Source organism: Tahibacter aquaticus (genome assembly GCF_004363655.1).
GTDB classification, from domain to species: domain Bacteria; phylum Pseudomonadota; class Gammaproteobacteria; order Xanthomonadales; family Rhodanobacteraceae; genus Tahibacter; species Tahibacter aquaticus.
Window position 1 is genome coordinate 161,500 of the sequence record NZ_SNZH01000006.1, and the last position, 24,431, is coordinate 185,930.

At 64.0% G+C, this 24,431-nt stretch carries 24 protein-coding genes, 3 tRNA genes and 2 pseudogenes; 14 read left to right on the forward strand and 15 right to left on the reverse strand.

Going from position 1 to position 24,431, the window contains the following annotated elements; translation table 11 throughout:
* Positions 1–57: 57 nt before the first annotated feature.
* The 10 genes from DFR29_RS11350 to DFR29_RS11395 all read left to right on the forward strand — a co-directional run bounded on the left by DFR29_RS11350 (position 58) and on the right by DFR29_RS11395 (position 7,102).
* Positions 58–1,488, forward strand: coding sequence for a thioredoxin-like domain-containing protein (locus DFR29_RS11350; protein WP_133818719.1), 1,431 nt, complete (start codon positions 58–60; stop codon positions 1,486–1,488).
* Positions 1,489–1,565: 77 nt separating this feature from the next.
* Positions 1,566–3,398 (forward strand): excinuclease ABC subunit UvrC, encoded by a 1,833-nt coding sequence (gene uvrC, locus DFR29_RS11355; RefSeq protein WP_133818720.1) that lies wholly within the window; start codon positions 1,566–1,568, stop codon positions 3,396–3,398.
* Between the two features lie 90 nt (positions 3,399–3,488).
* Positions 3,489–4,049 (forward strand): CDP-diacylglycerol--glycerol-3-phosphate 3-phosphatidyltransferase, encoded by a 561-nt coding sequence (pgsA, locus tag DFR29_RS11360; RefSeq protein WP_133818909.1) that lies wholly within the window; start codon positions 3,489–3,491, stop codon positions 4,047–4,049.
* A gap of 137 nt (positions 4,050–4,186) precedes the next feature.
* Positions 4,187–4,262: transfer RNA gene (locus DFR29_RS11365), tRNA-Gly, on the forward strand.
* A gap of 85 nt (positions 4,263–4,347) precedes the next feature.
* Positions 4,348–4,421, forward strand: a tRNA-Cys gene (locus tag DFR29_RS11370).
* Positions 4,422–4,442: 21 nt separating this feature from the next.
* Positions 4,443–4,518 (forward strand) — tRNA-Gly (locus tag DFR29_RS11375).
* 400 nt (positions 4,519–4,918) lie between these two features.
* Positions 4,919–5,137, forward strand: coding sequence for a hypothetical protein (locus DFR29_RS29645; protein ID WP_208113577.1), 219 nt, complete (start codon positions 4,919–4,921; stop codon positions 5,135–5,137).
* 366 nt (positions 5,138–5,503) lie between these two features.
* Positions 5,504–6,037, forward strand: coding sequence for a hypothetical protein (locus DFR29_RS11390; RefSeq protein WP_133818721.1), 534 nt, complete (start codon positions 5,504–5,506; stop codon positions 6,035–6,037).
* A 187-nt stretch (positions 6,038–6,224) separates the two neighbouring features.
* Positions 6,225–6,386 (forward strand): hypothetical protein, encoded by a 162-nt coding sequence (locus tag DFR29_RS29130; protein WP_166654033.1) that lies wholly within the window; start codon positions 6,225–6,227, stop codon positions 6,384–6,386.
* A gap of 143 nt (positions 6,387–6,529) precedes the next feature.
* Positions 6,530–7,102: an ECF-type sigma factor gene (locus tag DFR29_RS11395; protein WP_133818722.1), complete on the forward strand. Its 573-nt coding sequence runs from the start codon at positions 6,530–6,532 to the stop codon at positions 7,100–7,102.
* On the opposite strand, the gene DFR29_RS11400 is transcribed toward DFR29_RS11395, so the two are convergent.
* A complete protein-coding gene (locus DFR29_RS11400; RefSeq protein WP_166654034.1) occupies positions 7,032–9,503 on the reverse strand; it encodes a serine/threonine-protein kinase in 2,472 nt (823 codons plus the stop codon). The genes DFR29_RS11395 and DFR29_RS11400 overlap by 71 nt on opposite strands.
* A 169-nt stretch (positions 9,504–9,672) precedes the next feature.
* On the opposite strand from DFR29_RS11400, the gene DFR29_RS11405 reads away from it, so the two are divergent.
* The gene (locus DFR29_RS11405) at positions 9,673–10,395 is read left to right on the forward strand and encodes a hypothetical protein (RefSeq protein ID WP_166654035.1); all 723 of its coding nucleotides are present in this window, start codon (positions 9,673–9,675) and stop codon (positions 10,393–10,395) included.
* A 160-nt stretch (positions 10,396–10,555) separates the two neighbouring features.
* Positions 10,556–11,986: a choice-of-anchor Q domain-containing protein gene (locus tag DFR29_RS11410; protein ID WP_133818725.1), complete on the forward strand. Its 1,431-nt coding sequence runs from the start codon at positions 10,556–10,558 to the stop codon at positions 11,984–11,986.
* 229 nt (positions 11,987–12,215) lie between these two features.
* Here DFR29_RS11410 and DFR29_RS11415 read toward each other — a convergent pair.
* The 3 genes and pseudogenes from DFR29_RS11415 to DFR29_RS11425 all read right to left on the reverse strand — a co-directional run.
* A pseudogene (locus DFR29_RS11415) lies at positions 12,216–12,547 on the reverse strand (Tn3 family transposase); the annotation flags it as partial.
* A gap of 33 nt (positions 12,548–12,580) precedes the next feature.
* The gene (locus tag DFR29_RS11420; protein ID WP_133818726.1) at positions 12,581–13,021 is read right to left on the reverse strand and encodes a nuclear transport factor 2-like protein; all 441 of its coding nucleotides are present in this window, start codon (positions 13,019–13,021) and stop codon (positions 12,581–12,583) included.
* A 121-nt stretch (positions 13,022–13,142) separates the two neighbouring features.
* Complete coding sequence (locus tag DFR29_RS11425; RefSeq protein WP_243746021.1) at positions 13,143–14,606, reverse strand: serine hydrolase domain-containing protein; 1,464 nt, start codon at positions 14,604–14,606, stop codon at positions 13,143–13,145.
* On the opposite strand from DFR29_RS11425, the gene DFR29_RS30025 reads away from it, so the two are divergent.
* Positions 14,607–14,879, forward strand: a complete 273-nt coding sequence (locus DFR29_RS30025) for a hypothetical protein (RefSeq protein ID WP_243746022.1) — start codon at positions 14,607–14,609, stop codon at positions 14,877–14,879.
* A gap of 343 nt (positions 14,880–15,222) precedes the next feature.
* Here DFR29_RS30025 and DFR29_RS11430 read toward each other — a convergent pair whose 3' ends face one another.
* Positions 15,223–15,552: a hypothetical protein gene (locus DFR29_RS11430; protein WP_133818728.1), complete on the reverse strand. Its 330-nt coding sequence runs from the start codon at positions 15,550–15,552 to the stop codon at positions 15,223–15,225.
* Between the two features lie 162 nt (positions 15,553–15,714).
* Here DFR29_RS11430 and DFR29_RS11435 point away from each other — a divergent pair, with 162 nt between their 5' ends.
* A complete protein-coding gene (locus DFR29_RS11435) occupies positions 15,715–16,041 on the forward strand; it encodes a hypothetical protein (protein WP_133818729.1) in 327 nt (108 codons plus the stop codon).
* A gap of 1 nt (position 16,042) precedes the next feature.
* Here the strand turns inward: DFR29_RS11435 and DFR29_RS11440 are convergent, their stop codons facing one another.
* The 10 genes and pseudogenes from DFR29_RS11440 to DFR29_RS29135 form a co-directional block, all read right to left on the reverse strand.
* Positions 16,043–17,074: a CPBP family intramembrane glutamic endopeptidase gene (locus DFR29_RS11440; RefSeq protein WP_133818730.1), complete on the reverse strand. Its 1,032-nt coding sequence runs from the start codon at positions 17,072–17,074 to the stop codon at positions 16,043–16,045.
* A gap of 80 nt (positions 17,075–17,154) precedes the next feature.
* Positions 17,155–17,892: a helix-turn-helix transcriptional regulator gene (locus DFR29_RS11445; RefSeq protein ID WP_208113578.1), complete on the reverse strand. Its 738-nt coding sequence runs from the start codon at positions 17,890–17,892 to the stop codon at positions 17,155–17,157.
* A 346-nt stretch (positions 17,893–18,238) separates the two neighbouring features.
* Positions 18,239–19,405, reverse strand: a complete 1,167-nt coding sequence (locus DFR29_RS11450) for a metallophosphoesterase (protein WP_166654036.1) — start codon at positions 19,403–19,405, stop codon at positions 18,239–18,241.
* 116 nt (positions 19,406–19,521) lie between these two features.
* Positions 19,522–20,088, reverse strand: coding sequence for an HAAS signaling domain-containing protein (locus DFR29_RS11455; protein WP_133818733.1), 567 nt, complete (start codon positions 20,086–20,088; stop codon positions 19,522–19,524).
* Between the two features lies 1 nt (position 20,089).
* Positions 20,090–20,461 (reverse strand): PadR family transcriptional regulator, encoded by a 372-nt coding sequence (locus DFR29_RS11460; protein WP_133818734.1) that lies wholly within the window; start codon positions 20,459–20,461, stop codon positions 20,090–20,092.
* A gap of 641 nt (positions 20,462–21,102) precedes the next feature.
* Positions 21,103–21,489: a hypothetical protein gene (locus DFR29_RS11465; protein ID WP_166654037.1), complete on the reverse strand. Its 387-nt coding sequence runs from the start codon at positions 21,487–21,489 to the stop codon at positions 21,103–21,105.
* Positions 21,490–21,535: 46 nt separating this feature from the next.
* Complete coding sequence (locus DFR29_RS11470; protein WP_133818736.1) at positions 21,536–22,837, reverse strand: vWA domain-containing protein; 1,302 nt, start codon at positions 22,835–22,837, stop codon at positions 21,536–21,538.
* Positions 22,838–23,082: 245 nt separating this feature from the next.
* Positions 23,083–23,587: pseudogene (locus tag DFR29_RS30030) on the reverse strand (IS630 family transposase); the annotation flags it as partial.
* A 6-nt stretch (positions 23,588–23,593) separates the two neighbouring features.
* Positions 23,594–23,905, reverse strand: coding sequence for a hypothetical protein (locus DFR29_RS11480; RefSeq protein WP_133818737.1), 312 nt, complete (start codon positions 23,903–23,905; stop codon positions 23,594–23,596).
* 81 nt (positions 23,906–23,986) lie between these two features.
* The gene (locus DFR29_RS29135; protein WP_166654038.1) at positions 23,987–24,145 is read right to left on the reverse strand and encodes a hypothetical protein; all 159 of its coding nucleotides are present in this window, start codon (positions 24,143–24,145) and stop codon (positions 23,987–23,989) included.
* Positions 24,146–24,431: the final 286 nt, after the last annotated feature.

Genomic DNA, 24,431 nt, shown 5'->3' on the forward strand with positions numbered 1-24,431 from the left:
CCTTTGTCGGGCCGGATCGGGAATAATCCGCCGGCATACGCAACCGAGGCTTGATCCATGGCACAGCACGTTGAGACCTTCGAGTTCCCGGCTGGGCTGGAATGGGTCAATACCATCCAGGTGCCCAGCGCAGAGAGTCTGCGCGGGCGCGTGACCCTGCTGTATTTCTGGACCTACGACAGCGTCCATTGCGTCAACCTGCTGGCCGACCTGGCCTGGCTGGAAAATCGCTATCACGACGGCCTGTGCATCGTCGGCGTGCACACGCCGCGCTACAGCGGCCAGCGTACGGCCGCGGCGGTGCTCAAGGCAGTCAACCGCCACCAGCTGCGCCATCCGGTGGCCAGTGATCCGAATTACCTGCTGTGGCAGCGTTTCGGTGTGCAGGCATGGCCCAGCGTAGTCCTGCTCGACACCCAGGGCCACGCCGTGGCGATCTTCACCGGCGAAGGCCAGCGCCAGGAAATCGACCGGCGCATCACCGGCCTGCTCGACGACGCCATCGCCCAGGACACGCGGGTCTACGAAGCCTGGCCGGCGGTCGGCCGGCCCGAACCGCGCCTGCCGCTGGCATTTCCCGCGCGCGTGGTCGCCACGGCCGATCATTTGTACATCGCCGATACCGGCCATCACCGCGTGCTGGAAACCACGCTGGACGGGCGCATCCAGCGCCAGTTCGGTGCCGGCAATGCGGGCTACTGGGACGGCCGCCTGATCGATTGCGGCCTGTCCTCGCCGCAGGGCCTGGCGCTGGGCAAGGACAGTCTCTATATCGCCGATACCGGCAACCATGCCATCCGCCGCGTACGCCTGTTGTCGGGCGAGGTGGAAACCGTCGCCGGCACCGGCAAGGCCGGGCGCGACCGGCCCAACCTGCACCCCGACCCGACCGCCGTCGGCCTGTGCGCACCGGTCGACCTGGTGCTGCTTAACGAGCATCTGTATTTCAGCCTGGCCGGACAGCACCAGATCTGGGATCTGGAACTCACCCGGCGCACGCTGGACATACTCGCCGGTTCAGGCCGCTTCGGCATCGACGACGGTGCCGGTGCCTATGCCAGCTTTGCCCAGCCGGCCGGGCTGGCCAGCCTCGGTCAGGCCCTGGTCGTGGCCGATGCGGGTGCCGGGGCGATCCGGGCGATTCGCCTGGCCGACCGCAAGGTCACCACGGTGATCGGTGCCGGTCCCTGGGAGTTCGGCGATGCCCAGGGCAGCCGCGACACCGCACGCCTGCAGCATCCCCAGGGCGTGGCCACCGATCCGCGCGGCCTGGTCTTCGTCGCCGACAGCTACAACAGCAAGCTCAAGGCGATCAACCTCAAGAGCGGCGAGACGCGCAGCTTCAGCCTGCCGTACCGCTTCCACGAGCCCGAAGGCGTCAGCCTGAGCCAGAACGCGCTGTGGATCGCCAATACCAATGCGCACGAGATCGTGCGCGTCGACCTGGCCAACAGCGGCAGCTGCCAGCGCATTGCGGTCGGCGAATAGGCCGGAATAGCCGCGCGGCACTTGATTCTGCCGCCGCAGCGCTATAACTCCGGTTCTGCCCCGCACGTTCCGAGTTCATGGATTCCAGCCACGCTACGCCCAGCCCCTTCGACGGCAAGGACTTCGTCCGTCACCTGACCAGCTCGCCCGGCGTCTATCGCATGTTCGACGGGCGCGGCGAGCTGCTGTACGTGGGCAAGGCGCGCGACCTGAAGAAGCGCGTCGGCAGCTATTTCCTCAAGCCGCGGCTGGAGCCGCGCATCATGGCCATGATCAGCCAGATTGCGCGCATGGAAACCACGCTGACGCGCACCGAAGGCGAGGCGCTGATTCTCGAAGCGCAGCTGATCAAGTCGCTCAAGCCGCGCTACAACATCTTGCTGCGCGACGACAAAAGCTATCCGTATATTTTTATCTCCGCCGGCAGCGATGCGCCTCGCATGAGCTTCCACCGCGGCGCCAAGAACGAGAAGGGGCGCTATTTCGGCCCGTATCCCAGCGGTTATGCGGTGCGCGAAAGCCTCGGTCTGATGCAGAAGCTGTTCCTGGTGCGCCAGTGCGAGGACAGCTATTTCCGCAACCGTTCGCGGCCCTGCCTGCAGTACCAGATCAAGCGCTGCAGCGCGCCCTGCGTAGGCCTGATCGAGGAATCCGACTATGCCGCCAGCGTACGCCACGCGGCGATGTTCCTCGAAGGCAAGAGCACGCAGGTGATCGACGAACTGGTTGCACGCATGGAACAGGCCAGCCGCGCGCTGGAGTTCGAGCGGGCAGCGGCCTTGCGCGACCAGGTCGGCACGCTCAAGCAATTGCAGGCACGCCACTACGTGCACGGCGCCAGCGCCGATATGGATGTGCTCGGCTGCCGTATCGACAACGGCCTGGCCTGCGTCTCGGTGCTGTTCTTCCGCAACGGCATCAGCCTGGGCTCGCGCGATTTCTTCCCGCGGCTGTCGCTGGATGCGAGCGAGACCGACCTGCTGGCGGCGTTCGTCGCGCAGTATTACCTCGACCGGCCGGTACCGGAGGAAATCATCGTCAGCGCGGCCGGCGAGGAAATGCCGCTGCTGGCCGAGGCGCTGGCCACCCAGGCCGGACATAAAGTGGAGATCAAGAGCAGCGTGCGTGCCGAGCGCGCGCGCTTCCTCGAACTGGCGCAGAAGAACGCCAGCGCGGCACTGGCTTCGCGCCTGGCCAGCCGGCAGACCGTGCGCGATCGTTTCGAGGCCTTGCGCGTATTGCTGCAGCGAGAGCAGCTGCCCAGCCGCATCGAATGTTTCGACATCAGCCACACCATGGGTGAGGCAACGGTCGCTTCCTGCGTGGTGTTCGGTCTCGAAGGCGCAGAGAAATCGCATTACCGCCGCTTCAATATCAGCGGCATCGTCGGCGGCGACGACTACGCCGCCATGCACCAGGCGCTGGAACGGCGCTACAAGCGCCTGAGCGCAGGCGAAGGGTTGCTGCCCGACATCTTGCTGATCGACGGCGGCAAGGGGCAGGTGGCGCAGGCATTGGACGTGCTGAGCGAGCTTGGCGTCAGCGGCGTCGAGGTAGTCGGTGTGGCCAAGGGGCCGGAGCGCCGCGCCGGCCACGAGACCTTGATACTGGGCAATACCGGCCGCAGCGTATGGCCAGGTCCGGATTCGCCGGCTTCCCACCTGATCCAGTCCATTCGCGACGAGGCCCACCGCTTTGCCATCACCGGCCACCGGCAGCGGCGCGAAAAAGCGCGCAAGGAGTCCAGCCTGGAAGAGATTCCCGGCGTCGGTGCGCGGCGGCGCTCGGCCCTGCTCAAGCAGTTCGGCGGCATTGCCGGCATTGCCAATGCGGGTGTGGAGGAACTCATGCAGGTGAAGGGAGTCAGCAAGGATCTTGCCGAGCGTATCTACGCCCGGTTTCATGGTTAGGCCGGGACGGCCATGTCACACTCCAAGCCGCTCCACGCCTTGTCTGTTCTGCCACAGTCACCCCGCCATCAAGGAAGCCTGGTGCGACCGATCCGCTTGACCCTGCCGACGATGCTGACGCTGTTCCGCATCCTGCTGCTGCCTGTGATGGTGGTCGTGTTCTATCTGCCGTTCCGTGGTGCCAACCTGGCTGCGGCAGCGATCTTCATTGCCGCGGCGCTGACCGATTGGCTGGACGGCTGGATTGCACGGCGCTACGGCATGACCTCGGCCTTCGGCGCCTTTCTCGACCCGGTCGCCGACAAGCTCATGGTGGCAGTCACCCTGTTCCTGCTGGTCGAGCGCAATCCCACGCCGATGCTGGCGGTGACCAGTGCCGTCATCGTCGGCCGCGAAATCAGCATCTCGGCACTGCGCGAATGGATGGCCGAAATCGGCCAGCGCGCCCGCGTCGGTGTTGCCACCCTGGGCAAGATCAAGACCATCGTGCAGATGGTGGCCCTGGTCGTTCTGCTGCATCAGCACGACTTCGCCGAATTGCGCCTGTACCGCATCGGCGAATACCTGCTGGTTGCAGCTGCGGCGCTGACGATCTGGTCGGCGCTGATCTACGTACGTGCGGCATGGCCGGTGCTGCGCGAGCGGGAATAGCGGCTGCAGCGCCTGTCAGTGCCGCGCCCTGGCCATGGCAGGCGGGTCTGCGGTTCGCCAGCGCCGGGCTGTGCGACAAACTTCGCTGCCAAGTGTTGACATCGATTCGTAATTCCCTAGAATGCGCGGTCTCCGGTGCGGGAATAGCTCAGTTGGTAGAGCACGACCTTGCCAAGGTCGGGGTCGCGAGTTCGAGTCTCGTTTCCCGCTCCACGATTTCCACAAAACCTCGGTAAGCCGAGGTTTTGTTTTTTCGGGAGACGCTGCGATGTGCAGCGATGGCCCGGATACGAAAACTGGCCTGGTGGCAGAGTGGTCATGCAGCGGCCTGCAAAGCCGTGTACGCCGGTTCGATTCCGACCCAGGCCTCCAGTTTTCGGCAATACAGACAATGCGGGAATAGCTCAGTTGGTAGAGCACGACCTTGCCAAGGTCGGGGTCGCGAGTTCGAGTCTCGTTTCCCGCTCCAGATTCGCAAAAAGCTCCGCAGTGCGGGGCTTTTTTGTTGCGCGCGATTCGCACATGCGTTGGCCGCGCAGCCCCGATGCCTGGGCAGACGCAACTACCGCGTCAGCATGAAAGAATCCAACCTTGCTGTTGCTCAAGAGTTCGCTCGCGAGTGGTACATGCCTCGCTACGCTGGCGAACGCCATCCGGCCCCACCTTCCGCGATGCCGCCGAAGCATTCCTTACTGAGTACGGCATCATCACCGAAGGTGAGCGCAACGCTGCCTACGTCGCCGACAAAGGGCGACACGTAAAGAATCACTGCTCCCTTTCTTCGGCGACGGCCCAATTACAGAAGTAAGTGCTGATCGCAGCGTTGTCCTGCGTACAGCCTGCGCCACACCTGCATCGGCATGCGACTGATGGAAGGTGCGGACATTTACCAGATTGCGAAGAAATGCCGTGCCGGCGTCGAGATGATCGAGAAGCACTACGCGGCGTACATCAAGAACACGCTCGATGCGGCAGCGATCAATGTGCGCAAGCCGAAACCGGCCAGCAAGGCTGCGGCCAACAAGGCGATCAAGCGTCGGAATGCCTGGCATTCTTGCCGCTTGGCAGGCGAATTCCTGGTGCTATAGTGCCGCCGGTTGGTAGCGCGGGCGTGGCGAAATCGGTAGACGCAACGGACTTGAATCAACTTGAGTGCCCCGGTGGGAAACCCCGGGTGCAGAACTGCTCAAAGTCGGGGAAACCTTTCAACTGGCAATCCCGAGCCAAGCCCGGAGACGGGAAGGTGTAGAGACTAGACGGGCAGCACCTACGGCGAGAGCTACGGTGAAGGGATAGTCCAGACCACAAACGCCTTCGCGGGCGGCGGCGAAAGCCGTAGCTGGTATGAAAATCCGTCAGGCTTGTCCTATGGGGGTTCGAGTCCCCCCGCCCGCACCAACTCACTTTGCCGCGCAAGCTTTTCCCGCGACAAAGACCAGTTCATGAGGCGAACGATGACCATCCTTCGGGCTTACGTCGACGATTTCGTTCGAGGTTCCTGTAGTCGCCGGTCCTTCCGTCACTTCGTACAGCAGACTGCTCCTCGTGACCTAGCAAATCCTCATTTCGCCTGCAGTTTTGGGGTTGTTGCCGGCATTGCCCGATATGCAGCGTCACAAGGATGGACCTCACCGATCGAGTTTGTCTTCGACCAGCAAGATGGCGTCGCAAGCGACTTTCAGTTGTTCTTCGATTACAGGGTGAAGAGTCTGCCCTCAGATGCACGAAAGCTCATCTCCGCCATTCCGACTTTTGGAGATGACAAGTTTTTTCTGCCGTTGCAGGCAGCAGACATGCTTGCTTGGCATATTCGGCAAAACCACGACAATTCATCCTACCCTGCGGGGGCAGTAGCTGCTTCACTGAAGGGATCAAGCGGCCACATGGTAACAAGGCTTGAAGATCGAGTGCTGCAATCCTGGGGGATGCATTTCACGAAGATTGCGGGAACCAAAGAAATGCGAACAAAAAACAATGGAGAAAATTAAAAAAAGAAATTGTCCGTGTAGCCCATCTTGGCTATATCCCGCCTCATGGAAGCAAGTGGAAGAATGCTCTCTACCGAATCAAGGATTTGTTCTGGAGGCGCCAGTTGCCGTGCAGCCCGCTGATGTCGACGAGGTGCTCAACGGAAAAAGTGGTGGTTGGACAATCCTTGTGTCCTGGAACGTTGTCATGAAAATCGCCGAAGCCCTGTTAAACCGTTCGGAGTCGCTGGTCTTCCGCGACTTGGGCAGCATTGCAGCCGACAACGACATGAAGGTGTTCAAAAAAGCGTTTATGCGATGGCCTTCAAAAAACAGGTCTACGTGGTCCGTATCGTTGCCTGCGGCTTGATCCTGGTTGGCATCCTGGACAAGAACCGTCCGCGTCAGAGGCCCCGAGGACAAGGTGATCGGCGCGGGCTAGACGCATGGTGCAGCGACTATCGTTTCTGCGGCATCTGCTAAGGTCGCTGCAAGACACAGGCGGAGACAGGGATGCGGAAAAGCGACGAAGTACCGGAGGATACGATGGCCGTGTCCCGCACGGCGGAAACCCTGGTACCACTGCTGCTGGACGACCTGCGTAAACGAGCAAGCCACGAGCGCCGCCGCGTGCGGGCCGGTGAGACTCTCTGTACCACGGCGCTGGTCCACGAGGCCTACCTCAAGCTGCGCCGCAGCGAGGGCTGGCAGGGCGAACTGCATTTCCTGCGCGCGGCGGCGTTGGCCATGCGCCAGGCTCTGGTCGACCACGCTCGCCAGAAGCTTGCGGTCAAGCACGGGGGCGGCGGGTTGGAATCCCTGGAGACGATCGGGACCGAACCGTTTTGGACCTCTGACGAGCGGCTGGTGGAGTTGGACGAAGCGTTGCAGCGCCTGAGTGCGCTCAACTCACGCTTGACGCGCGTCATCGAGTGCCGGTTCTTCGCGGGTTATTCGGAAACCGACACAGCACGGGTGCTTGGCATCACCGACCGGACTGTGCGCCGCGATTGGATCAAGGCGAGGGCTTGGCTGTATCAGCAACTGGGGGAGCACGGGGATCTGCCGGAGCCAGCCGCGACCTGAGCGCCGCGGCCTGGGCGATCAGCCGCGCGCCTGAAGGTCCCGAGGCAGCCGCGATTCGCTCCGCCTCGTCGAGCAGCGCAGCGGCCTCGCGCGGGCGCTGTTGGTCCAGGTGCAGGCGCGCCACGGTCAGGCTGGCCAGCGCCGTGCCCACATGGTCCGGCCCCAGCGTGGCCAACGCTGCGTCCAGGGCCGTCGTGGCGTCCTTGGCGCCGGCCTCGCGGTGTCCGAGGTCGAGATGGGCTTCGGCCGTGGCCGCCAGCGCGGCGACGTGGTGCAGGCTGCCGTGACCGGCGAACTGCGCGCCCATCGCAGCGGCGTCCTGCAGCACGGGCAGGGCGGCGTCCGGACGCGACTGCTGCAACAGCAGCTTGCCGTAGTTGTTGAGCAGGGCCGCGGTGGCTGCCGAAGGGCCATAGAGCCGCCGGCGTAGCGCGACGGCTTCGCGCAGCAGCGGTTCCGCTGTCTCCAGGTTGCCGGAAGCCAGCTCCAGCGACCCCCAGTTGTTCAGGGTGTTGAGCGCATCGGGCGATTGCGCCAGTCCGGCCACACGCCACACTTCGGTGGCGGCGCGGAACGATGCGCGCGCCGCTTCGATCTGGCCGTTGGAGAACCGCGCGACGCCGAGGTTGTTGTGGAAGATGCCGGTTTCGCGGTGGTGCGGGCCGCTCAGTTCGATGCGGCGCGCGAGCGCGCCTTGCAGCAGTTCTACCGCTGCAGCGTGGTCACCGGCGCTGCGCGTCAGCTGCGCCTGCAGCAGCCGGCTGTCGATCGTGCGGCTTTCCCAGCGCGCCGGATCGTTGGCCCAGAACTGTTGCGCCTGTGCGAGGAGCGGTCGCGCACCCACGGCATCGCTGCGCCGGTAGAGCACCTGCGCCAGATCGTAGCGTGCGGCTGCGATCAACGCCGGATCGATCACCGCCGGGTCGGCTGCAGCTAGCCGCTGCAGCAGCGGCTGCGCGGCCTCGTAGTCGGTGATCAGGAAGTAGAGTTCGCCCAGCGCATGCAGGATCGGGGCAGCCTGGGCCGGGTCGCGCGCAAACTCGTCCTCAATGCGTTGGGCCGCGCCTTCGAGCACGTCTGCCGCCGTGGCCGAGCCGCCCTTGAGTTCGCCGGCGCTTCGAAACATATGGAACACCGACTGCTGCACGGCCTCCAGGCGCGCCTGTTCGCGCCGGGCCTGGTCCCGTTCGTGCGCCGCTTGATTGGCGTAACGCAGGCTCAGACCCAGACCGATGGCCAGGCTTGCGCCGATGGCGGCGGTGGCCGCCAGGGGCCACTTGAGACGCCACAGCGTGCGGCGCAGGCGGTGCCTGGGCTCGTGGCGGCGCGCAGCGACCTCGCCACGGTCCAGTGCATGCTGAAGGTCGTCGCTGAAGGCTGATACCGTCGCGTAGCGTGCCGCCGCCTCGGGGGCAAGCGCCTTGAAGAGGATCGCATCGAGATCGGCCAGCAGCGCGCGTGCGGCGCTGTATGACGGCGTGGAGAGGGGCAATGCCGCAAGCGGTGCGGGTGGCGCCTCCAAGGCCTTCACGATGGCTACGGAACCGGGCAAGCCAGTCAGGTCGCGCGGCGGCCGTCCGGCGATGAGGCGGTAGAGCGTGGCCGCGACGCCGTAAACGTCCGTCGCTGTGGAGACGGGCGCTCCTTCGATCTGCTCGGGCGCGGCGTAGGCCAGTGACAGGGGTACGGCAGCGTGAGGCGGTTCGGCGGCGTCCGCCAGGTGCACCACGCCGAAATCGATCAGGCGCGCGCGACCGTTCTCGTCGACCAGCACGTTGGACGGCTTGAGGTCACGGTGCACCACCAGCTTGCCGTGAGCGTAGGTAAGCGCATCGCAGACCTGCACGATCAGGCGAACGCGCGCGGCACTGTCGAGGCCGTGCCGGTCGCACCAGGCGTCGATCGGCAAGCCATCGACCAGCTCCATGACCATGAACGGATGGCTGTCGTGCAGCAGGCCGCCGTCGATCAGCCGCGCAATGCCCGGATGTTCCAGCCGTGCCAGCGTAGCGCGCTCGACCTGGAAGCGGGCCCAGTCGCCAGAGCCTGCGCGGGCGATGCGCTTGAGGGCGGCACGCTGCGCGAAATGGCCGTCGGCCCGCTCGACCTCGTAGACGTCGCCCATGCCGCCGCGGCCGATGGCCCGCACGATCCGCCACGCGCCCGCGCGTTCGTCGGGCAGCATGGGCGTGGATGAGGATTCCCGGCTGGCGGAAGGCGCATCTTGCGTGGTCAGGAACCCATCGCTGCGGCCGGCGGCGGCCAGAAGCCTCAGGACCTCGTCAAGCACGTCTGCGGCGTAGGGTTGCGCCAGTAACCAGGCGCGCCGTTCGGGCTCGGGCAGCTCCCACGCGGCGTCGAACATCGATTCGACCAGCGCCCAGCGGTCAGCTTCGTGCACGCGACGGTCTCCCCAGCTTCGCCCAACACCCGAGCATCGGCGATGCCGCACGACCAGGCAACTGTGTACGTACGACCGATGTCGCCAGGCTGGACCGTGTCCGGATCCGGCTCGACGTGCCGTAAGGGGCGGTCCCGCGGTACCGCCCGCGCTTGCACCCGGAACGTCCATGCGCCGACCGATCAGCCTCCTGTTTCTCACTGTCCTCATCACGGCCTGCAGCAGGCCCGGCCCACCTCTACATGCCGGATCCCCGCTGCCGATCGTGCTGCCGCCACCGTCCGCGCCAGCGGCATCAACAAACCCGCCCGCGGCGCGAGCGTCGTTGACGGACTGGCGCGGCCGGCTGGATCAGTTGCTGCCCGCTGCGGACATCACCGAACTGGCCGGTATGCCGCCGGACGTAGCACCCGACGCGGCGCGGCCGGACGGCCTGCGCTACCGCTGGGACGCTGGGCGGATGTTCGAGTACGCGGGAACACGGGTGAAGAAAAAGAGCCTGGTTTCACTCGGGCCGATCCGCACCGGCAGCAATGTCGAAGCATTCACGGCACTTCACTTCAATCCGCCGGACCAGCAGCACCGGGCGCGTCTCAAGGACCAAGTCACGCGCCAGGCCGAACGCCGGAATCTCGACGAGCAAAGCACAGCCATGGCGCATCAACTCGCCGATGCGTTCGCCCGCCGCGAACCGGCCGAGCGCATTGAGGGCCTCGGGGACGCCGCCGCGTGGGCAACGGGCGGTGGCGATCCAACCCTCTACGTGCTGGTCGACGGCAGCACCGTCGCGCTGGTGGTGAACGTCGCCGACGATCCCGCGGCCAACCGCAGCACGGCTGTGGCGCTGGCGCGTCGTGTGATCGAGCGCGCAATCGGGCGCGCGTGGCGGTGAGTGCGCATCGGAATGTCCGGATCGTTGCCGCCTTCTCGTAAGGGCCGGCTCATTCCCCTGGAGATTACCCATGCGTTTTTTCGTTGTCGGAGCCCGCTCCCATTCTCGGGTTCGCCGGTTTGCACGGGTCCGCGGCCTGGCTCTCGCGCTGGGTGCTTTCATGCCTTGCGCGGCCACGCATGCCGCGACCTTCCTCGTGACCTCGTCACTGGCCAGCGGCGCGGGCACGTTGCGCGACGCCATGATGCAGGCGCAAGCCACGGTGGGAGCGCCGCACACGATCCTCTTCGCGTTGCCGGCGAACAGCGTGATCGGCCTGGCTTCGCCACTGCCAACCCTGACGTCCACGCCGCTGGTGATCGACGGCAGCGCCTCGCCCGGGCTGGTCGTGGACGGGCTCGACACCGCGCGTCCGTTCGAGGTCGGAGCGTCGAGCTCGCTGACCCTGCGCGACCTGACAGTGCGCAACGGCTTCATCAACAATGATCGCGGCGGCTGCGTGCGCGTAACCAGCGATACATCGACCCTTACGCTGGACCGGGTGACGCTGCAGGGCTGCCGGGCACTCAGCATTGCGACCAACGGGGTCGCGCTCGGCGGCGCGGTGTCGACTGAAGGCGGGGCCTTCGTCTACCGCAGCACGTTCGCGGACAACCTGGCGCGTGCCTCGGGTTCGACCGCGGGTGGTGCCATGGACGTGCGCCGCAGCTTATGGATCGAAAACTCACGCTTCGAGCGCAACGAAGCAATCAGCACAGGTAACACCGGTGCTTCGGGCGGTGCCGTGATCACGGGTTCCGGCACGCTGACGGTGTTGCGCAGCCAGTTCATCGACAACCGCGCCGTACAGACGGTCACCGCGAACCTGAGCTTCGGTGGCGCCATTTCCGTGCGCGACCGCACCAACACCACGGTCCGGCAGTCCCTGTTCCTGCGCAACGAAAGCGGTCAGGGCTCCGCGTTGTACGCAACGCTGCTGACCGTGCCCAACACGATGAACACCACCATCAGCAACACGACCTTCGCCGGCAACCTCAGCGGTCCGTCGCTGAGCCTGAGCAACGTTCGCATGGATCTGCGCAACAACACCTTCTGGAAGAACAGCGGACGTAGCGGGCTCGGAGCGCACCTGAACCTGACCGGCGCGAACACCACCATCAACGCCGCCACGCACAACCTGTTCGCGGGCAGCGGCGATGGCAGCGCCGCGTGTTCCTCGTCTTCGCTACCGAACGGCCTGCAAGGCACGGGCTCGAACCTGATTGCCGACACGAGTTGCAGCTACCTCGACGCCTTCAGCTACATCAACGGCGGCGACCTGCGCATCCGCGGCCTGCGCGCCACCGGCAGCGCGTTGCACAACATCCCCGTCGTCGATCTGTTCGCCGGAAGTCCGGTGATCGATAGCGGCAATCCCGACGATCCTGCCATGGGCACGGTGTTCGTCTGCACGGCCGGCGATGCGCGCGACGAGACACGTCCGGCCGACGGCGACGCTGACGGGGTCGCCGTCTGCGACATCGGTGCGCATGAACTGCAGCGTGAAGCCTCGCTCTTCGCCGACGGCATGGAGCCGCTGTTACTGCGCTGATCGCCCGCTGTTCCCGCAATGCAACGCCGGGGGAAAGCGCGTCATGTGCTGGCCTTGATCGGGCACGCGCACGGTCCGCCCCCATCAAACCTCGCTCTTCGCGTCAGCGCTAAAGCCTCCAGAAACGGCCTAAGAGCGCCTATCAAAATGCCAGAAAGGTTTTTGGGGCACGAGCTTCAAGCCCTCCCCTTCAAGGGGAAGGAGAAAAGCCACGATCTCGACGATCAGTTCATTCTGTTAGATGTTCTAAGGATTCCTTATGCGTCGTGGATACTCCCTTTGTTTTTCTGTTCGCTTGCTCCTGTGTGCAGGCAGCAACGTTCGACCGTGCCGCCTTGGCCGCGGCGCGGAACAGTCGGTCGCGAATCCAGGGTTCGGTTCGCGTTTGAGGTCCAGCCGGTAGTCGCCGAACCGCTTGATTGAGCTGGTGAGGTACGGCGACAGGAACGCCACGTCGTGACCCGACACCTCGTGCCCTTCCTCGTGCAGCTTTAGTAGGGTCCGCATCATGTCCACCGTATTCTGCAGGATGACCGACGAGGCGATCTGGTCGTTGTAGCGGCTTGAACGAATAGTTAGCTGCCAATCCCCAAACTACTTCCAGTATTCGGTGATTCTTGACACTTTGGCGCCTTGGAACTCAAACACCGCAAGATGCCTCGATGTGACCCCTTTATGAGTCTCTTGGCGCTGTACAGCAATGCTGTTGTAGCCGGAAATTGTCGTGACCAAAGTGTAACGGGGCTCAGTCTTGTTATACATGCCTCGCTCCAAGAGCCTGATTGTGTTGCCGTAGAGCTCATCTTTTGTGTACGTGCCACCATACGCAGCATGGATATAGGTGAAGTTGTCGGTGTAAAGGGAAAAAAGCTTGTCGACATCAGCCACCGATGACTCATGCATCATGACCTTATTCTGAAGATCCGTGACCTCAATCACCTTCCCGTGCAGCTCTTCAGCGGAGAGCACAGGTAGATCCGCCGATTGGGCGAAAGGCGCTGCGATTAAAGCGACAACAAAGATTAGAGATCTCATTGGGTTCTCCAGTACAGGTGCAGGGGTCAGCCGGAAAGACGAGCAAGAGCGAGAGCATGACGTTAGAAGCTAGATCCCAGTTTGCGTTGGGATGTCGGCGAAAGGACAGCCGCCGATCGCCTCAATCCACCTCGACGTAAACATACTCATGCTGCTGATCCCGAATCGTCAGCGTCCGCTTGCCGTCACGCGTGTCCGCGAGCAGCTCCGGCGACCAGCCCGCCGCCACCGCGACGACGGTCGTGCTGCCGTCGGGATTGCGCCGCGACGCGAGTGGTGCGCGCCATGCGCCGAAGTCGAACGCGTGGCGGCCGTCGTCGAGCGTCGTCACCGCAATCGTGCCGAGTACCTCGTTGCGATAGCGTGGCGCGAGCGTCGCCACCACGGCCGCATCGGCCGGCAGCGTCAGCGTGCGGCGCCTCGCCGCGAACGCGTTCTTCGCGGTTTCCGCCGCCGCCTCTACCGCGCTTTGCGCTTCCGGCTCGCCGTCGAACATGAGTTCGGCGACGCGCCGCGGCAGCGCGTCCATCAGCACGTTGCCGTTGTCGGCATTGGTCAGCACCACCACGCCGACACCGTGCTCGGGAAACCACGCCATGTTCGTGCGATAGCCGCGCAGACGGCCGCCGTGATACACCATCGGCGTACCCCACCGCGCGTCCACGTCGAGGCCCATGCCGTACCACGAGTGTTTGCCGGTACGCACCTGCTCGGCCTGCCGCGCCGCGAGTGCGCCCGCGGAAATGTAGCGCCGGCCGTTCGGCAGCATGCCCTGCGCCAGTTCCATCTGCACGTAGCGCAACAGGTCGTTCACATTGCTCCACGCGCCGCCGGCGGGACGCACGTTGCGGATCGGCGTGTTCTGCGCCATCGCGACCGGCGCGAGATTGCCGTCGACATCGAACGCATAAGGCCTTGCGTAGTTGCCGCGCGTCGCGCGATCAAAGTCGAGTGTCGTGCGCGTCATGCGCAACGGCTTGAACACGCGCGTCGCCATCACCCGGTCGTACGCCGCGCCGAGTTCCAGCGACGGATACGCCGAATGGCCGCCGACCAGGCCCGCGGCTGCCGCGATCGGATTGGAGTATTGGTACATTTCTCCAAACTTGCTCGTCGGCGTCATGCGGCCGAGTATCTCGAGCGTCAGCGCCGGCGTCGCATCAGCCGGGCCGAGTATCCACTCCAGATCGTGCCGCGGCAGGCCCGTGCACGCGCACAACAGATGCCGCACGAGTACCTTGTCGGCGGTCTCGGCATCGGCCAGCCGGAACGCCGGTAGCACCTTGCGCACCGATGTATCCCAGGTCAGCACGCCTTCGTCGACGAGTTTGCCGAGCATCAGCGTCGTCAGCGACTTGGTGTTCGACGCGATGAGATACAGCGTGTCGGCGTCGACTTTCTGCGGCTTGCCGTGTTCACGCACGCCGAAGCCGCGCGCGAACACGACTTTGCCATTCTGCACCACACCGACCGAAACGCCGGGCACGTCGAGCGTCGTGCGCGCCTGTGCGACGAAGGCGTCGAGCGCTTCGAGACGCGCCGCATCAAGCGCGTGCGCGCGCCGGCCGGCGAAGGTTTCGCGCACATGGCCCTTCGGCAGCAGTTCGTCGAAGACGAGTGCGATCTGCGCCTCGCGCTTGCCGCTGACCGCGTGAGCGAGATCGGCGAGGCGAACCGACCAGCGTTCGCCGTACCGCATGACGCGCGCGCTGACGCTGCGACGCTCGTCGGGCGAGGTCGCGTAGGCAAATACGCGTTGCTCGCGCCAGCCGTCCTTGTCGCCGAGCGGTGTCGCCGTCGTGCGCTCGCGCTGCATGGCGGGATCGACCGCGCTCCACGCTTTCGCCGCCGCGTCTGATGCGTCTTTCGCGTCGACGTCGATCAGCGCGATCCACGAGCCGGCTTCGGGTGCTTTGAGTACGACCGCATCGCCGCGCCGATGCTGCGACCAGCCGGCCGGCGCGACGAAGGTCGTGCCGGCGGCAGTGGCGCCTGACGTGTCGCGTTCCAGTCGCACGGGCTCGGCCGCGAGCGCGGGAAGGGTCGTGAACAGCAGGGCGATGAGCAGGCGTCGTGGCATGAGCATCTCTTGGCACAGTAGGACTCAGCACACTGACATCCGCGTGCGGCGCGGTAAAGCTGGTTGCCGCGAGATGTTGCCGCGCCGCGCCGGAATGTGGCGCGGCACGCGTCGCAGGTCTTCAGCTCACTATCGACATGTCAATCGAGAACGAAGCGTCCGGCGGGTTCTGATACCACCAGTCGGCCCACGCGTTGCCGAAATTGACCACCTTGTCGACAATGATGTGGTCGACGCGTATGCGGTTCGGCACCGAGATGTTCATCTCGTCGGTGATCACCGAGCTGGTTTTCCACACGCCGACCGCGGCCAACTGCAGCGAGATCGTCGGGAAGGTGTTCGTGTCGATCGCGACGTGAAAGACTTCTCGCTTCAAGGCACGCGAACGATCGCCAAGGCTTCGACCATTACCAGCAACACCGGTATCAACTGCGACCAGCACGTCGGTCATGACGGCAAGACATACCCGTACCTGCACAAGACGGCGAGCCAGCCGTATCGCAGCCCGATGGGCTATGAAGGACACTGCGAAAACTACATCGCGAGCGAGGTGAACTAGGATCTTGCGCAGTCGCCCGTGACCCGCTAGGGCGCCGCCGCCGGTTGGACCCAGATGGACAAGCTCTGGTACAAGAGCCTGACACTGTCCAATAGCGCCTATCGCCTCGTCTCCGGCAGCCAGTGCAACACGGCGGCGGTCGTCGATGGCAGCGGCTCGACCAACTGGTACACGATGTTCTTCGCCGCCGACGACAACGACGGCAATCTCGCCAACGGCACACCGAACGCCTGCCGTATCTGGGGCGCCTTCAGCGCCCACGACATCGCCTGCGGCACGCGCCCGACCTGTAATATTCGCGAGTGGTTCATGTATAGCTCGCCGTACGGGCTGGTGCCGCGCTGCCACACCGCGCTAGAAGTTTGCCGAAACCTATCCTGATCTACCCCGGGTTGGTCTGCGTACGTCGACGCCACATCCGATCGACGATCACCAGCACGACCAACAGCGCAAACATTCCGATCCCTGCCTGCTCGGAAATCGGGATCACGCGGACCACATTGTTCAATACGGTATGCAGCACCACGGCCAGCAGTAGATTTCCACCGCTGCGGTTATAGAGCCATGTGAACAGGATGCCGAGAAACACGCAGACCCCGACCTTGGCGAACACTAAATGCTGGGGGCCGGGGAACTGGCCATTGACGAACAGCGGATAGTGCCAGAGCCCCCACACGATCCCGAGCAGCACCGTGCTCAGCGCCGGGCTCATGCGTTTCTGCAGCTCGGGCAGCATCCAGCCGCGCCAACCCGCTTCCTCGCCGACCGCCACAACGAGCAGCGTGAAGAGGATCGACCGCAGCACGAACAAAATCCACACCGGCAGCGGCAGTCCGCCGGTGATCGATTCGATCGGCGAATCCGTCGCCGACGCGATCGCCAGGCCCAGCAACATCCAGCCCGGTGGTAGCAGCAGCGCAGCCAACCACCAGCGCAACGGCACACGCCACTCCAGCAATGAAGACAGTTGCGATGATCGGCTGCCGGCAACCGTGGCTACGATGAACCCGGCCATTGTCGCTGCAATCAGCGCACTGACGATGCCCACCGTCGACAGCCCCGGGGACTGGGCGACTGCGAACGTGTCGGCACTCACGCCGTCCCCCGTGAAAAGGATCGACACGTCGATCACCATGACGACTGCAAACACCGCAGCGAAACGCATCCACCAAACCCGCCCGCCGATGGCAGCGCCCGTGCCACGCCAACGATCCATGATGATCGCGGCCAGTGCAGGCCCGAATGCCCAGCCGGTGACGATCTTGCCGAGCGCCCAGTCCGTTCCGGCCACCCATGGCACGCAAAACCACACCGTCCAGGTGATGGCAAAGGTAAGCGCGACAAAGACGAGTACCGGATGACGCTCGGCCTGCGTGGCGAACAAGAACTGCTGGGCTGGCATGCTGGGGGTCACAATCGATCGTTCCTGATGGGAGACGAAACTCTAGTTCCGGCCTGTAGCCCACGGATAGAACGATCGTGCGTGACCGCTGCTCAGGCCGGACCTGCCCATTTCCCGGGTGTCATCCCGAACGCATTGCGGAAATGACGGATGAAATGACTCTGGTCCGCAAATCGACACGCCACGGCGATATCGGCCGGCGCCTGGTTGGATGCCAGCATATTGCGCGCTTGCTCGAGCCTGCGCATGAGCAGGTAGCGATACGGACTGGTGCCGAACAAGGCCCGGAAATCGCGCGACAGCTTCCAGCGGTCGCGACCACTCACTTGCTCCAGACAAGCCAGGGTAACGTCCTTGTCCCAATGCGCGACCAGGAATTCGCGCGCCAGCTCAGCCGAGCAATAGTCCAATGGCTTGAGTTGTCGCCGTTGCGTCGAGAGCGCGTTCAGTGCAGTGGACAAGTCGTAGAGCGCGTCATCGAACTCCAGCTCGCCCAATGGCCGCTGATAGTCCGCTAGCAATACTCGCACCGCCCGAATCAAGTGTGGATCGGTCGAAGTGCCCCCGGCAATGAAGGGAAGCTCGCGGCCGCCGAGCATCCGCTGGATGCGTCCGGGTTCAATGTGGATCCCTCGATAGCGAAAGCCGTCGCATGTACCCGGGCGGCCATCATGTCGCTCGTCCGGGTGGATCACTACCACGCCACCGGGCTGTGAATGGCGCTCGCTGCCTCGGTAGTCAAAGCTCTGCACCCCCTGGAGGGTCAATGCCACCGCGTAAGTATCGTGTCGATGCGGTGCGAACTGGCAACCGAGGAGATGCGCCTCCATGCGGTGCTGCCCACCCACTGCGTGCTGTAGCGACAGTGTTGCGTTGCCTGCCATCCGATCACGGACCTCCCGCCAGTTTGAACTCGATCACCGAGGAGGCCTTGTCGGAAAGCAGTCTGATGGTCTCCGCCGGTGTGACCGCTATCTGATTCCGGGGGTTCCGCCGACTCGCACTGAGTAAGATCGTATCCTCGGGAACGGACTCTCCAGCGGCAGCAGGAGCGAGGTCAGGCTGACTCCGCAGTGTGGTCCAGCGGCGACGGTATTCGTGGCATCGCGGGCTGATGGTCGAGATTTCTTGTCGTCGCCGATGGTCGTTTTCAGCGTATCGGCATGACGGCATGGCTCACAGTGTCAGGCGGCGGCCGTCATCCAGCACTCGCCAGGCCTTTCCTCCCTCCAGCCACAGTCCTTCCGAACGCCGCAGCGGCAGCGTGTGGCGATGGTCGACAGGGTGTTTGACGTCGATGGCGAACACTTTGCCGTCAAACAGCGTCTTTACGCGCCAGTGCAGCGTGTGACCGACGACGACTGCCGTCGCACCGAACCGCGCCAAGGTTTTCTCCACCTGCGCCGGCGTCAGGTCGTCCTTGAAGTAGCCGCGATACCACGACGGTCCGGTCTCGGGATTGACCAGGAAGTCCTCGCTGCTGGCCTGTTGCTTCGGATACCAGGCGCGGCGGTAGTTGTCGCGGACGAGGCGATTGATGTCTTCCAGCGACCAGGGTTTGTCGGTCAGTGCCGGATGCAGGCCGCCATGCACGAACAAGATGCCGTTGATAACCTCGATCGTGTTCTTGCTGGCGAGCCAGTTGCCCAGGAAAGCATCATCGCCGAGCAGATCGAACGGCTGCCGGCCGAGAATCGCGGCGACGTTGAAGTACTTCTTATGGCTGGACAGGTAATTGCCCTGCAGATTCTTGATCTCGTGATTGCCCAGAATGTAGTGCACGCGTCCGTCGGCCTGCGCTGCTTCGTGTTCGAGCTTGTAGATCAGCCACAGGACCTGTGTCACCGAGGCGCCGCGATCAACGAAGTCGCCGAGCAGCACCAGATGGCCGTTGCCGAAGGTCCAGTTCAAGTTCGTGTCGATTACCCGGGAATTGATGAGGAAGTCACGGAAGGTTCTGAAATTGCCTTCGATGTCGGAGATCGCGAGGATAGGCCGGTCGCCGCGGTAGTGGATGGGTGGCGTGACGAACTGCGGCGTGGCCTGCACGGCGAAGCGGCTTTGGTCGACCGGGAAAACCACGTCCACCGCGAAAGGCTCGGCCAGTGCATGCCGTTTTTCTTCCACCTGGAAGCCCTTCTTGCCGTCGCCGCGCAGGGTTTGCGATACCCAGTGATCACCCTGCCGGAACACATGCGGACCTTCGTCGCCGGCTTTGTAGGCGGTTTCGATATGGCCGTAGTGGAAATCGGCGCCATGCCACAGGCCGAAGCCGGTGGCGATCACGGCCAATACCAGCGTTACGACGAGGAAATGCCCGACGAAAGTCGCCACGGTTTTCATGCTTGCTGTTCTCATTTCTGGCGCGAGCGAAGCCGGGCAGCCGCGCAGGCCGCCACGCACCGTTCGCAAGGGTTGGAAGCGAGCGGTGATTGGCCGCCCTCGGGAACGTGCTCCGGTCAGGTCAGCCCGCGTCGCAGCACCTGCAAAATCCGCATGACCCGGTGTGTCAGCACGGCACACCATGTGGAAACCAGCAGGGCGATTGGCACCAGCCAGTAGCCCAGTATTTCCTTCGCATCCTGGTAAGGCGATCCGGACCAGGTGATGGCAACGGAATGGCCACCGTTGATCGACCAGGCCCCGACCAGCGAGGGCTGCCACAGCTTCGCCACTGCCAGCAGCAGCAAGGCGATGGCGACGGAATACCCGAATGCGCCCATGGAGTAGTACAGGCCACGCGTCACCGTCTGCGTGACGCGCTGGACGACGCGGAAGCCCGCCGGCGGAGGCGCGCCGGTGCGGATGTGGGCCACGTATTGTGCGGCCAGCATCTCCGGCAAGCCGAAGCCTTGCAGCAGCGCATCCACGTCGGGGACCTCGCCGCGTGCCTCGGTCTGCTCGATGACCTCGTGAATGTGGCTTTCGATCTCTCGAATGACTTCCGCGGCGTCGGCCTTGTCCAGCTTTCGTAGGTGCAGGGCGAGTGCGTCCACATAGCGGCGAATCGGGTGATGCGAAGTCATGTCAGTCTCCCCTGTTGATGTGTTCTGCGCTGGCCTTGGTGGCCAGCAGGGATTCGATGTCGGTGACCGACTGCCGCCACGCCCGCATGAGCGTGGAGAGTTTCTGCTTGCCCTTGGCGGTGAGCTCGTAGTATTTGCGCGGACGCTCCTCGCCTTCCTGCATCCAGTTAGCGTCCAGCAGCCCGTCACGCTTGAGACGGTCCAGCAGGGGATACAGCGTTCCTTCCGTGATGGCTGTGGTGGGAAATCGCTGAAGGTGGCGCAGCAGGGCCAGCCCGTAGACCGCCCCTCCCCGCAGACTGGCCAGGATCACCAGCTCGAGCGCGCCCTTACGCAACTGGATTTGCCATTTTTCCTGTTCGTCTGGGGCCATGGCTCTGTGTCATCCATAATACCTTGCAATGCAAAGTATGTTGGATGGCATGATATTGGATGTCAAGCCGCTAGCGCCCGATGGAGGCGTGTCCGTTCGATCACACCGTTCGCATGTAAGCGGACGGGCGCAAGCCGAGCGCTAATGCGCCCTTTTCGGGGTTTCGACCCAAGAGTCCGCTTTCAGGCCTATCGTGATCGATCGGGCGCTGGGCACGAATAGCCAAGTTTTTGGCGATTCTGCACGCCTAAAAGCAGATAGCAGTGCGGGAAAACTATAGTGGAATAGGCACCAAGTGGATTCTGTATCAATGCCGAAAACTTAAGGATCACGCCCTGGGCTGCAATAGTTGGCGATGCAGCGTTGTGCTTCGCGCTGTCCGCAACGGTGTGAGGGTTCTCCATATCCGTCTGTTGCTTCGCGCAGTCACCCGCCGTTGGGCTGGGTTGGCTGCACCTTGCGAGACTGTTGCCGCCTCGTGTTGCACCGAGCACGCGCAGTCTCCTGGCAAGGCCTCCCCGCGATCTGAGTCGTGGGCGCTGGCTGTATTGGATCGGAGGAACGGCCCATGGCTGGATCCAGCGCCGACGCACCATATACTCCTCGCGCGACGGCAGCGAGTCGCTTGTTTGCTGAATCGGTCAAGGTTTCGAACCTCCATCGCCTTGGGTCGCCGCCGAAACCGAAACCGCCTGACGCACGACCGATGCTTGACCGACGACGAAGACCAGTTCGTAACCGCCCGGCTCGGCCGGTGCGGTTACCTCGACCACTGCTTCCCCGTCTGCCCGCACCGACGCATAGCTGACGTAGTCGAGCGTTCCGGTCCGCACGAAACCGATCCAAATCCCAGCTCCGCGCGGCCCGGTGAACGCCACGCGTAGCGGCTGTCCGACGAGCGGCGCTCCAGCCGCAGCAAGGGTGGCTTTCGCCGGCGTAACGGTAACTCGCTGCGAAGCCGCCACGCGCTCGCCTTCGTTGAGCACGTAACGCAGTTCGTAGCTTCCCGGCTCGACAGGGGCCGACAAGACGCCGGATGCCGGTGAGGCCTCCGGCCGCGTGTAATCGCGGTAGTCACCCGGTCCACTGCCCGCCGCGGCAAACCCGATCCAATGGCGGGCGTCGACCGGCCCCCTCGCCGCGAACGGGTAGACGTCGCCCGCCATGACGCTCGCCGGACCGCTGACCTCGACCTCGCTGGGCACCACTGCAATCTGCCGGGAGGCGATCACGCGCTCGTTTTCGTTCAGCACGTAGCGCAGTTCGTAAGGTGCCAGGCTCCGCCGGCGGAATCAGCTCCACCTCGCTGACCGGCCCGGACAATCGGGCATAGTCGAGGTGGCTCCCAACGGGGCTTCCGATTGGCGCAAAACCTACCCAGTGCTGGCCGCCGTGGGGGCCTCGCGCAACCACTTTCAGACGCGAGCCGGCCATCACAGACTCGGGCGCGTCGAGCGAGGCTTGTGCGTCCTGGACCGCAACGGGTGTGCGAGCGAGCACTGCATCTCGACGTGGGTTCACGTAGCGCACTTCGTAGGTGCCCGCCGTTGCCGGCACCAGCAGCGTGACGTTGCCCTTCGTCGTTCCGCTTTCAATCATCCGTGAGTACGTCAGGTAATCGCCGTCCTTTTGTTCCGTCCGTGCCAAAGCAACAAAATCGCCATTGTCACCGGGACCTGTCCAACGCACCGTCAGCGGTTGCGCGATGGTGACCGGCTGCTCGAAGACTAGGGTTGCCTGTGCGGGCGGCAGTGGCGGCTCGGTGCTGGCGGCGATCGCCCCCTGCAGCGCGGCAGAGAGCTCTCGCCCATCGCGCGCGTTGAAGTAACGCCCACCCGTCGCCTGGGCCAGGCAGCGCAGCTGTGCCTGGTGGGCTGCGTTGCCTACGTCAAACCCGATGACATGCGCGGTGAAATCCACACCCGATTTCTCCAGTTCGGCTCCGATCGCGCAGGGGTCGAGGTTGCAGGTTTCCTCGCCGTCGGAAACCAGGATGACCGTGGCTTTGTGTTCGGACCAGTCGAGCGCCTGCGCCGCTTGCCGGACGGCAGCCGACAGTGGCGTCATGCCCAACGCCCCGAGACCGTTGACGGTTTTCAGGTAGGCGTCCGGATCCAGCGGCCCGACCGGGATAAGTGTCTCGATGTCCGCGCAATCGCCTTTGCGCCGGTGCCCGTAGGCGACCAGACCCAGCTGGTTGCCGGGATTCCAGCCGCGGACCACGCTGGCGACCGTGGCCCGCGCGATATCCACCTTGGTACGCCCCTCGATCTTGCCGAGCATCGACCCTGAGGCGTCGAGAACCAGCAGCATGTTTTCGCCGGCCTGGGCAGTGCACGCCACGACGAGAAGGAGGGACGCAAGGGCGAGACGCATGGGGATCTTCCTGGATGGGTTGTTGGGTTGACTGCTGGGCTTGGGGACGCGGGCGCGTCCTCTCGGCCAGCGAGCCACGCCACCTACGGCAAACCGCGCTACAACCGGACAAGCCTTGCTGAACCATCCCTCGCTGAGGCGGCGCGCCCGCCAAACACGACGCCATTTCGGCTGCGGCAATGTTCCCTCGGGCGAATATTCCGGCGTGCACGTTGATGTCCTGTCTCAAAATTCCGCCTTGAAATAACAACCTTCGCTGCCCGCCCAACCGCGTGCAGAATCGCATCGGCAGACTTGTGCCATGGGAAGGGCTTGGGATCGGCGTTGTTACGTTCGATGTTGTGAAGAATGGGTCGCTCCAGCTCCGCGACACGGGTGTGAGAACCGCGCTTAATCCACTTCTGCGTAATTTCAGCAAAGCACCGCTCGACCCCATTGAGCCATGACGCTGAAGTCGGTGTGAAATGCACGGGGTAACGGGGACAAGCGGCAGACCAGGCACGCACCGCCTCGGTCTTGTGTGTACCTTAGTTGTCCATGCTGAGATGGACATCCAGGGTTGCCGGAACGTCCGCATCTACCGCCTTTGGGAAATAGAAGAAACTCTGCGCTTCTGTGGCGGCGCTTGACTCGCCCGATGACTTTGCCGGTTGCCACATCCAGCGCTGCAAACACGGATGTCGTGCCATGGCGCTTGTCGTCATGGGGGCGTGTTTCTGGTCTACCGAATGTCAGCGGCAACCCAGGTTGTTCGATTCAATGCCGGATGACGAACTGCAGTACGCCGTAATCCAGTGACACCATGCCGTCGCCGAGATCGTCGATCCCGGCGAGGTGGTGATAGGGCATCTGGCAGCCGGTCAGCATGCCGCCGCGCGGCTCGAACTGCCGGAAATCGAGCAGCAGCGCTGGGCGCCAGCGCCCGCGCTGGATAATCCAGGGCTGACAATTGCGCGGGTCGGGTGCAGGCGCGGCCTCATCGATTGGGTCGTCGGCAATTCCTTGTGGGGTGATCGCCGCGGGCGATTCCGGTCGCCGGGGCTCGAACATGTCTTGCCCGTTGTTCATGCGGTGCGCTCCTGTGGCAGCGAGGGGGTTGGCGGTACCGGCCGCGCAACGCGCGTGCCGGAAGTGATCGGTGCGGCATCGTCAGCGCTCCGGGCCCGGCGGTGGATCGTGCGAGCGGTCGGCGGCCAGGTTCGGATGGGGCCGCAGCCGGTCGAGCTGGCGATCGGTCCAGTCGAAGAAGCGACCCGGTTCGACCGAACCGATCACGCCGGCACGCGGCAGCGTGTTCGACTGGCGCAAGCCGGTAGTGTGCGGCAGTTGTGGCAGCAGCTCGGCAATGCGCTGGGCTGGATACGTCGCAAGGCGGGGAAGCGACTAGGTCCAGCGGTCTGCGTCCATGGTCGTGTGGATCGATGGGCTGAGTGAAGTAACCGACCGCTGACAATTGTTTAGGCGGTTTCTTTGGGCATGCCTTACGTACCGATGCCGATGTTGCTATAACTCCGCGTCGAACAGATCCGTTCACGCAACTGCAATGCGATGTCCGCCACAGGATCGTTACGCGGCCTCGCTCATCGCCGCTACT

What these genes read in the sequence shown, in the direction of transcription:
- DFR29_RS11350 (WP_133818719.1), top strand. Translation starts at nt 58, where the DNA reads ATGGCACAGCACGTTGAGACCTTCGAGTTCCCGGCTGGGCTGGAATGG.
- uvrC (WP_133818720.1), top strand. Translation starts at nt 1,566, where the DNA reads ATGGATTCCAGCCACGCTACGCCCAGCCCCTTCGACGGCAAGGACTTC.
- DFR29_RS29645 (WP_208113577.1), top strand. Translation starts at nt 4,919, where the DNA reads ATGGAAGGTGCGGACATTTACCAGATTGCGAAGAAATGCCGTGCCGGC.
- DFR29_RS11390 (WP_133818721.1), top strand. Translation starts at nt 5,504, where the DNA reads ATGACCATCCTTCGGGCTTACGTCGACGATTTCGTTCGAGGTTCCTGT.
- DFR29_RS29130 (WP_166654033.1), top strand. Translation starts at nt 6,225, where the DNA reads ATGAAAATCGCCGAAGCCCTGTTAAACCGTTCGGAGTCGCTGGTCTTC.
- DFR29_RS11395 (WP_133818722.1), top strand. Translation starts at nt 6,530, where the DNA reads ATGCGGAAAAGCGACGAAGTACCGGAGGATACGATGGCCGTGTCCCGC.
- DFR29_RS11405 (WP_166654035.1), top strand. Translation starts at nt 9,673, where the DNA reads ATGCGCCGACCGATCAGCCTCCTGTTTCTCACTGTCCTCATCACGGCC.
- DFR29_RS11410 (WP_133818725.1), top strand. Translation starts at nt 10,556, where the DNA reads ATGCCTTGCGCGGCCACGCATGCCGCGACCTTCCTCGTGACCTCGTCA.
- DFR29_RS11420 (WP_133818726.1), bottom strand. Translation starts at nt 13,021, where the DNA reads ATGAGATCTCTAATCTTTGTTGTCGCTTTAATCGCAGCGCCTTTCGCC.
- DFR29_RS30025 (WP_243746022.1), top strand. Translation starts at nt 14,607, where the DNA reads ATGGCCCTTCGGCAGCAGTTCGTCGAAGACGAGTGCGATCTGCGCCTC.
- DFR29_RS11430 (WP_133818728.1), bottom strand. Translation starts at nt 15,552, where the DNA reads ATGACCGACGTGCTGGTCGCAGTTGATACCGGTGTTGCTGGTAATGGT.
- DFR29_RS11435 (WP_133818729.1), top strand. Translation starts at nt 15,715, where the DNA reads ATGGACAAGCTCTGGTACAAGAGCCTGACACTGTCCAATAGCGCCTAT.
- DFR29_RS11445 (WP_208113578.1), bottom strand. Translation starts at nt 17,892, where the DNA reads ATGGAGGCGCATCTCCTCGGTTGCCAGTTCGCACCGCATCGACACGAT.
- DFR29_RS11450 (WP_166654036.1), bottom strand. Translation starts at nt 19,405, where the DNA reads ATGAAAACCGTGGCGACTTTCGTCGGGCATTTCCTCGTCGTAACGCTG.
- DFR29_RS11455 (WP_133818733.1), bottom strand. Translation starts at nt 20,088, where the DNA reads ATGACTTCGCATCACCCGATTCGCCGCTATGTGGACGCACTCGCCCTG.
- DFR29_RS11460 (WP_133818734.1), bottom strand. Translation starts at nt 20,461, where the DNA reads ATGGCCCCAGACGAACAGGAAAAATGGCAAATCCAGTTGCGTAAGGGC.
- DFR29_RS11470 (WP_133818736.1), bottom strand. Translation starts at nt 22,837, where the DNA reads ATGCGTCTCGCCCTTGCGTCCCTCCTTCTCGTCGTGGCGTGCACTGCC.
- DFR29_RS11480 (WP_133818737.1), bottom strand. Translation starts at nt 23,905, where the DNA reads ATGAACAACGGGCAAGACATGTTCGAGCCCCGGCGACCGGAATCGCCC.